Below are 7,435 nucleotides of genomic sequence, written 5' to 3'. Positions count from 1 at the left end.
CATCACCACAGTACGCAAAGGAAATGCGGGGGACTTATGGCCTCACGGTGAAATTCGGGCAGGTATAATCCAATGACGTCGCTAAGCAATGCGAGCGTCAAGAAACGAAACACGGTGCTTATATTGTCAAAAACTATTAATCACAAAATGCTCAATAGTTCGAATGACCTATCGGAAAAACTTGAAATTTATGATGCTCTTTCAATTGCAGCTCTGAACGAAGAGCAACGTGCTGCTCTCGATGTCGAGTTGTCGTGGCTGTCATTTAGGATTGAGTTCGAAAGGAAGATGGGAAGTGAGGTCATGCTGCGTGATCATTGCCGGAACATCTTCGAGTCCGACATGATTTGCAGCTTGATCGTAGATCGATGGCTCAAAGGCAGCCCCATTACCCTCAAGGATCTGGCGACCTATTTCCAAACTTTCGTCAGCGACGTTACCGTTAAGCGGCATGTTGACGACATGGAAGCCGCCGGAGCACTCGTGCGTGTTCAAGATGCGGCTGACAAGCGGCGAATGCTCTTGATACCTACTGAAAAGGAAGCCGAACCAGCGCGTATGTTCCTGCAGGGTCGCATTGATTCAGCTCTTCGGCATGGGTTTGTGTATGATCCCGAACGCGCCAAGGCGCAACGATAGCCAGCAAGTTGCCCGGCAATCATTGCAGACTATAAACAGCCACGGCTGCCACGGGACGGAAATTCGGTATGCTGCTCCGCAGCTTGCAGCGTTCCCTAGTCAAATCGGCAGACGGTGAGACGAGTATTCCTAGTTTAGGCGAGAAACTCCCTGTATTCCCACGGAAAACAGGGAGGCCAATCTACAGACTGGCTCGCACTAGACTGCCTACACCTGCTCGATGCGATTATTGAGGTATTTGCTCTGGCGAATACGGATCCGCTTTGGCGCTCGCCACGATTTGTCTTGCAAGCGGTTTTTGGTATCGCAGGCCACGATCGCCTCGCGGTTGGTCTGGCTGCCATCGTTAACGATGCGATCAGGCCGGTTCCAGGCGGGATCTGACATCAGCGCGTCGGCGCAAGCATCGACAAACATGACCTGATCGCGCGAGATGCGAGACGTCGTCGCTATCGGCGCGGCGCGTGCGACCATATCAGGATAGCGCACCGCCCATTCATCGACCTGTTGTCCGCCCATCGACCCGCCGACAACCAGCGCCAACCGCTCGATACCGAAATGCTCAACCATGAGCTTGTGCTGAGCTCGTACGTCGCCCCCGATCCGCACCTTCGGAAACTTGGCCATCGATTCCCGTTGCAACCTCGCTGCTACGGTTGTCCGCAGCCAAAGTCGCTGACGCTGTCCCGGTGCTTGCCCGTCTCCGGATGACTGGGACGGGCACTCCGGCCCGTCGTGTTGATGTTAAGGTGAAGCAAGTCGCCGAGCCGCTGCCGTTCGTAGCGTTGCCGACCTCGGCTCAATGCGGTCCACCCGGGTCAAGCCGATCCCTGTGCTGCATCCGGCCTGTCCCTACCCGTCAATTATGGGCGAAGACCTCGCTGTGGGACGCGACGAATATCTTGCCGTCTTCGCCTACCCACCCGCGGAACATGCCGTCGGTGTTGTAGGGGGCTGAGATCGCGCCGTCGGCACTGACAGCCACCAGACCGGCACCGATGTCGTGCGGCTTCATGTCATGGATGATCACCTTGGTCGCGGCGGCCTCTAGGCTTTCGCCCAGATACGCCATGCGCGACGCCACTTCGTGGCCGACGACATGGCGGATGAAGAATTCGCCCTTGCCGGTTCCGGAGACGGCGCAGACGCCATCGCGCGCATAGGTGCCGGCGCCGATGATCGGGCTGTCGCCGACGCGACCGTCGGGCTTATTGTTGTAGCCGCCGGTCGAGGTCGCCGCTGCCAGGTGGCCACGGCTGTCGAGCGCGACCGCGCCCACCGTGCCGTGCTTTTCCGATTCGCTCGCTTTCGCCGCCGTACCGGCCAGGGCATGCGCCTTCATGGCCGCCAATGCTGCCTTGCGGCGCTCGGTGGTGAAGTAGGTCTGGTCGACGATCGTCAAGCCCTGGTCGCCGGCGAAACGGTCCGCCGCGGAGCCGGTCAGCAACAGCGCATCGCCATGCTCCATGACCGCACGGGCGGCAAGCACCGGGTTGCGGACGTTGCGGGCGGCGCTGACAGCACCTGCAGCCAGCGTTGCGCCATCCATGATGGAGGCGTCGAGCTCATGGACGCCCTCGGTGTTGAGAGCTGCGCCATGTCCGGCATTGAAATGAGGGCTGTCCTCCATCACGACGACCGCAGCCTGCACGGCGTCAAGTGCCGTCCCGCCATCCTTGAGGATGGCGTATCCGCTCTCCAGCGCGCGCCCGAGATCGTGCCGGGCTGCAATCCACTCGTCCTCGGTGAGGTCGAGCTTGGCCATGACGCCGCAGCCGCCATGGATAGCCAGGGCAAATGTGTTCATTCGATTTGATCCTGCATAAAAAGGGAGGCGGCCCTGGGTAGAGCCGCCTCGGGAGACTTGTGTCGGGTTTACTGCTTCGGCTTTACGTCCATCGCCAGCGTGTCTTCGTCAGAACGCGGCGTGTAGACGATCTTGTCGGCCTTTGCGCCCCAGGCCGACACATTGACGGCCAGCGGCAGGTCGGGACGGTCAGTCGAGACGAGCAGATTGGCCTTTTCCAGCAGTTCGCGGCGCTTGGCTTCGTCCATCTCAGCGCCGGCATCCTGGATCAGCTTGTCCATTTCGGCGTTGGAGTAGCCACGCACGTTGAAGGCGCCCAGCGACTTTGAGGGATCGTTGGTGTGCATCAGCGACGACAGCATGTAATTCGCCTCGCCGGTCAACGTGCCCCAGGACGCCATGTACAGCGAATATTCGCCGCGCGTCTTGGCAGGGTTGAACACGGCGGCCGGAACGCCGTTGACTTCCATGTTCACGTTGATAGCGGCCATCAGCTGCGCAACGGTCGGTCCGAGCTCGGATGGCATGCGGTCGTTGGCGTAGTTGAGCGACACCTTGAAGCCATCAGCATAGCCGGCGTCGGCCATCAGCTGCTTGGCCTTCTCGACGTCAAAGGCGGCGGGCTGGATGTCCTTGTTGTAGCCGAAGATGTTCGACGACACCATTTGTGTGGGCACCACGCCCATGCCTTCGAGCGCAACCTCCGAGATCGTCAGGCGGTCGAGCGCCAGATCGAAGGCTTCACGAACGCGCGGATCGAGGAAGGGATTCTTGTCGAGCTTCTTGCCGGCATTGTCCCAGACCATCGGCGAGCTCTCGCGGAAGTCGAACTCGAGGTAGGGAATGTAGACCGACTCGTCCTTGATGACCTGAATGTTGCTGTCGGCCTCGAGGTTGGCCAGATCAGTCGCCGGAACCTTAGAGACCAGGTCGACCTGGCCGGCTTTCAACTGCGCGACGCGCGCTGCGTCGTTGGGGATTTCCTTGCGGGTCACCTTGTCCCAAGGCTGGGCGCCGTCCCAGTAGCCATCGAACTTCTCGAGTACCATATCCTGCGTGGGCGCCCAGCTGACGAATTTGTAGGGGCCGGTGCCAATCGTCGCCTTGCCGGAATTGAAGCCTTCGGCCGCCGTCTCCTTGGTCGAATAGGCTGCTGCAGCCTTTTGCGAGACGATGAACAGGCGCACGAAATCGTTGGGCAGCGTCGGGGCTGCGCCTTCCGTCTTGACGCGCACGGTCAGCTTGTCGACAACTTCGACGCTCTTGACCCGGCGCACGAAGATGGTCGACGGGTTGGGGCCGGTCACATTGGGGATGCGCTCGATCGAGAACTTCACGTCCTCGGCGGTGAAGTCCGAGCCATCATGGAACTTCACGCCGTCGCGTAGCTTGAACTCCCAGGTAGCGTCATCGACCACCGTCCAGCTCAGCGCCAAGCCGGGCTTGATTTCGAGATTGTTGCCTGACCTCAGCAGCGTGTCGAAGACATGCTTGGTCGCTTCGGCGTTGGCAGAAGTCGCGGTGAAGTGCGGGTCCATGGAGGCCGGGCCGGACTTGGTGGCGATGACGAGGTCGTCGGCCATTGCCACCATCGGCGTCAGCAGTGTCGTCGCCAGCATTGTGGCGCGCAGGAGAGATGCGAGTTTCATAGATTTCCTCATGGTCTTGGCTTGAAATCGGACGGACGCTACGTCGGCTGGCCGCCAGAGCTTTCCGGATCATCTTCGATCTCGCGCGGCCAGCCTTCCGAGGCCACGACGAGCTTGGTGAGAATTTCGGACAGGCTGAGCCGCTCCGCCGGCGACAGCTTCTCCAGCATCATGCGCTCTTGGTTGATCATCAGCTGCTCTACCTCCATCACCGCCGCGCGCCCCTTGGGCGTCAGGATCAAGGTGGCGCGCCGCAGGTCGGCGAGATCGGTTTCGCGGTCGATCATGCCGAGCGTTGCCAGCTTGTTGACAGCGCGGCTCAGCGTGTTCTTGGGAAAGCCGGAGGAGCGGACAACCTCGGTCAGAGTCAGCTTGTCGCTCAGATAGAGCGACCACAGCACCACGAATTCAGGCCTGAGCAAACCCAGCTGCTGCTGGATGCGGCCATAGACCGGGGTGTTGAACTGCAAGGCCAGGAAATTCAGCCGGAACGAAAACCAGCAGGGATTTTCCCACAGCTTGGGAAACAGTGGATCGTCCGGCGAAAGATCGGCCAGCTCGGACTTCGTCCGGCCAGCGCGTGCCTCATACAAGGCTGGGTGCAGCGACTGATCCATCTCCCCCTCATTCAAATTAGTTCCAATCGGAACGGTATCGGAAAATAATGTTGCGTCAACTGCGATTTTTTGTTCCTAATGGAACTTGTTTGATATAGGGCCGCTTCAGCTTTGGCTGGGACAGGATCGCCGAAAGCAGGCGAAGCGGCTTGCCATCCACGCTGACGATGGCACACGGAGAGACGAGAATGCGCATTCAGGACATGCATTGGGCGATGGTCGAGGCGACAGCTAAAGAGGACGACCGCTGCGTCCTGCCGATCGGCTCGATCGAGCAGCACGCCTATCTCAGCCTGGCGACCGACATGATCCTGGCGGAGCGCATTTCGGTGGAGGCGGCCGAACCGCTCGGCGTGCCGGTGTTCCCCTGCCTGCCCTATGGCATGGCCTCCGGCTTTGYCGATTTCCCCGGCACGATCACGCTGTCGTTGCGAACCTACATCAACGTCATCGAAGACATTCTGGACAGCATCTACCGGTCGGGTTTCCGACGCATATTGATCGTCAACGGCCATGGCGGAAACACGCCGGTCAACCCCTTGCTGTCGGAGTGGATGAACAGCCATCGCGACACCTCGGTCAAGCTCCACGACTGGTGGCGCGCGCCCAAGACGATGGGAAAAGTGGTCGAGATCGACCCTGCCGCCAGTCATGCCAGCTGGATGGAGAACTTCCCTTGGACCCGGCTGGAGGGCGCCCCGATCCCGAATTTCCAGAAGGAACGCATCGACTTCGCCGCGTCCGCACGCGTGGATGCCGGCCGCAAACGTGAGCGCATCGGCGAGGGCAATTATCACGGCGTATTCCAGCGGCCGGACGCCGACATGATGGCGATCTGGGAGGTCGGCGTCGAAGAGACCCGGCACGAAATCGAGCACGACTGGCACTAGGGCGCGCCTTGCGTCTGCAAGGACCAAGAGGACGCTCTGAATACTGGATCAACGCATCGTTTAGCCTTTGGGCCCGGTGCGCCAAGCGGCGACAGAAGAGGCGGCCCGTCATGTATTTCCGACCCACGGCCCGGAAGGCGTTCAGATGACCAGCTTCGTTCTTCGCAGACTGGCACAGGCGCTGATCGTGCTCATCGTCATGTCGATCCTCGTCTTCGTCGGTGTCTTTGTCATCGGCAACCCTATCGATGTGCTGATTTCGCCAGACGCGACGCAGGAGATAAGGCAGCGCGTGATCGAGGAGTACGGGCTCAACCAGCCGCTGTGGAAACAATATGCCGACTTTGTCGGCAATATGCTGAGCGGCGATTTCGGCCGCTCCTTCGTGTTCAACATGCCGGTCGGCGAACTGATCCTGCAGCGGCTTCCAGCCACCCTCGAGCTTGCTGTCACCGCGGTCCTTTTGGCGACGGTCGTCGGCGTGCCACTCGGCATCTATGCCGGCTACCGGCCCGACAGCTTGGCGTCGAAGGTCATCATGGCCGGCTCGATCCTCGGCTTTTCGGTCCCGACGTTCTGGATCGGACTGATGCTCATCATGGTCTTTGCGGTTCAGTTCGGCGCATTGCCGGCTGGCGGCCGTGGCCAGACTGCCGAGCTGTTCGGCATCCCGTTCTCCTTCCTGACGCGTGATGGCTGGGCGCACCTGCTGTTGCCCGTCATCAACCTGTCTTTGTTCAAGATGTCGATGATGTGCCGGCTTGCTGCTGCGGGAACGCGCGAGGTGATGATGCTGGACACCATCAAGTTCGCGCGCGCCGCCGGCATCCCGGAGCGCACGATCCTGCACCGCCATGTCCTGAAGCTGATCTCCATTCCGCTAGTCACGGTCTTCGGCCTCGAGCTAGGCTCGACGCTCGCCTTCGCGCTGGTGACCGAGACGATCTTCAGCTGGCCGGGGCTCGGCAAGCTGATCATCGACAGCATCGCCTCGCTCGATCGGCCGGTGATGGTGACGTACCTGATGATGGTCTCCGTCCTGTTCGTAGTCATCAACCTGAGCGTCGATCTGGCCTATGCGGTCATCGATCCACGCCTGCGTCACAAGGGGCGCTGACATGTCCACCGTCCAGCCGCAGGTCAACACAGCCCCTGTCGCGCCATCGGCGCTGCGCGAATTTTGGYGCATCTTCTCCCGCAACAAGGTGGCGGTCGTCGCCTTGCTCGTGGTCGTCGTCATCGCGCTGCTTGCGATCTTTGCGCCACTGGTCGTGCCGCAAGATCCCTACGACCTGAAATCGCTGGTGCTGCGCGACGCGCGCAAAGCGCCAGGCCATGTCGGGGCTAATGGCATGCACTACCTCCTGGGCACCGACAGCCAGGGCCGTGACCTTTTGTCGGCGATCATCTACGGCCTGCGCATCTCGCTCGAGATGGGGCTGATCGCCGGCGCGATCGCCTTCGTCATCGGGGCGATCGTCGGTTGTTCCGCAGCCTATGTCGGGGGCCGTACCGAGACCCTGGTCATGCGGCTCGTGGACGTCCAGCTTTCCTTCCCGGCGATCCTGCTGGCCTTTGTCATCGCGGCGCTGCTCGGTCAGGGCAAGGCCCAGCTAATCCTGGCGCTCGTCTTCGCCCAATACGCCTATTTCGTGCGCACCGCCCATGGCGCGGCCGCGGCCGAACGGCAAAAGGACTATGTCCAGGCGGCGCTGTCGGTGCCGATGAGCGGCTGGTTCGTGGTCACTCGCCACATATTGCCGAACTCGCTGCCGCCGCTGATCGTGGTGGCCACGGTTCAGGTCGCTTCCGCCATTTCGCTTGAGGCAACCC

The 7,435-nt window shown here is 60.9% G+C and carries 7 protein-coding genes and 1 pseudogene; 4 read left to right on the top strand and 4 right to left on the bottom strand.

The features are described 5' to 3' along the window. Positions 1–72 precede the first annotated feature (72 nt). A complete protein-coding gene (locus tag AC1DUU_RS18215; RefSeq protein ID WP_476784811.1) occupies positions 73–639 on the top strand; it encodes a MarR family transcriptional regulator in 567 nt (188 codons plus the stop codon). 213 nt (positions 640–852) lie between these two features. Here the strand turns inward: AC1DUU_RS18215 and AC1DUU_RS18210 are convergent. The 4 genes and pseudogenes from AC1DUU_RS18210 to AC1DUU_RS18195 all read right to left on the bottom strand — a co-directional run. Then, positions 853–1,266, bottom strand: a pseudogene (locus tag AC1DUU_RS18210) (alpha/beta fold hydrolase); the annotation flags it as partial. Positions 1,267–1,498: 232 nt separating this feature from the next. Next, on the bottom strand, positions 1,499–2,446 hold the full coding sequence (locus tag AC1DUU_RS18205; RefSeq protein WP_476784810.1) for an isoaspartyl peptidase/L-asparaginase family protein: 948 nt from the start codon (positions 2,444–2,446) through the stop codon (positions 1,499–1,501). Between the two features lie 68 nt (positions 2,447–2,514). After that, positions 2,515–4,095, bottom strand: coding sequence for an ABC transporter substrate-binding protein (locus AC1DUU_RS18200; RefSeq protein ID WP_476784809.1), 1,581 nt, complete (start codon positions 4,093–4,095; stop codon positions 2,515–2,517). A 38-nt stretch (positions 4,096–4,133) separates the two neighbouring features. Next, a complete protein-coding gene (locus tag AC1DUU_RS18195; RefSeq protein WP_476784808.1) occupies positions 4,134–4,712 on the bottom strand; it encodes a MarR family winged helix-turn-helix transcriptional regulator in 579 nt (192 codons plus the stop codon). Positions 4,713–4,900: 188 nt separating this feature from the next. Between AC1DUU_RS18195 and AC1DUU_RS18190 the strand changes: the two genes are divergently transcribed. From AC1DUU_RS18190 to AC1DUU_RS18180, 3 genes are all read left to right on the top strand, one after another. Continuing rightward, positions 4,901–5,602 (top strand): creatininase family protein, encoded by a 702-nt coding sequence (locus AC1DUU_RS18190; RefSeq protein WP_476784807.1) that lies wholly within the window; start codon positions 4,901–4,903, stop codon positions 5,600–5,602. Positions 5,603–5,747: 145 nt separating this feature from the next. Then, positions 5,748–6,719 (top strand): ABC transporter permease, encoded by a 972-nt coding sequence (locus AC1DUU_RS18185; protein ID WP_476784806.1) that lies wholly within the window; start codon positions 5,748–5,750, stop codon positions 6,717–6,719. A 1-nt stretch (position 6,720) separates the two neighbouring features. Continuing rightward, positions 6,721–7,435 (top strand): ABC transporter permease (locus AC1DUU_RS18180; protein ID WP_476784805.1); only part of this gene is annotated, 715 nt, incomplete at its 3' end.

Source organism: Aminobacter sp. P4_H6_2, from assembly GCF_056400805.1.
Note: the sequence above shows the minus strand (reverse complement) of the source record. Positions and strands in the feature narration are given on the sequence as shown.

What these genes read in the sequence shown, in the direction of transcription:
- AC1DUU_RS18215 (WP_476784811.1), top strand. Translation starts at nt 73, where the DNA reads ATGACGTCGCTAAGCAATGCGAGCGTCAAGAAACGAAACACGGTGCTT.
- AC1DUU_RS18185 (WP_476784806.1), top strand. Translation starts at nt 5,748, where the DNA reads ATGACCAGCTTCGTTCTTCGCAGACTGGCACAGGCGCTGATCGTGCTC.
- AC1DUU_RS18205 (WP_476784810.1), bottom strand. Translation starts at nt 2,446, where the DNA reads ATGAACACATTTGCCCTGGCTATCCATGGCGGCTGCGGCGTCATGGCC.
- AC1DUU_RS18200 (WP_476784809.1), bottom strand. Translation starts at nt 4,095, where the DNA reads ATGAAACTCGCATCTCTCCTGCGCGCCACAATGCTGGCGACGACACTG.
- AC1DUU_RS18195 (WP_476784808.1), bottom strand. Translation starts at nt 4,712, where the DNA reads ATGGATCAGTCGCTGCACCCAGCCTTGTATGAGGCACGCGCTGGCCGG.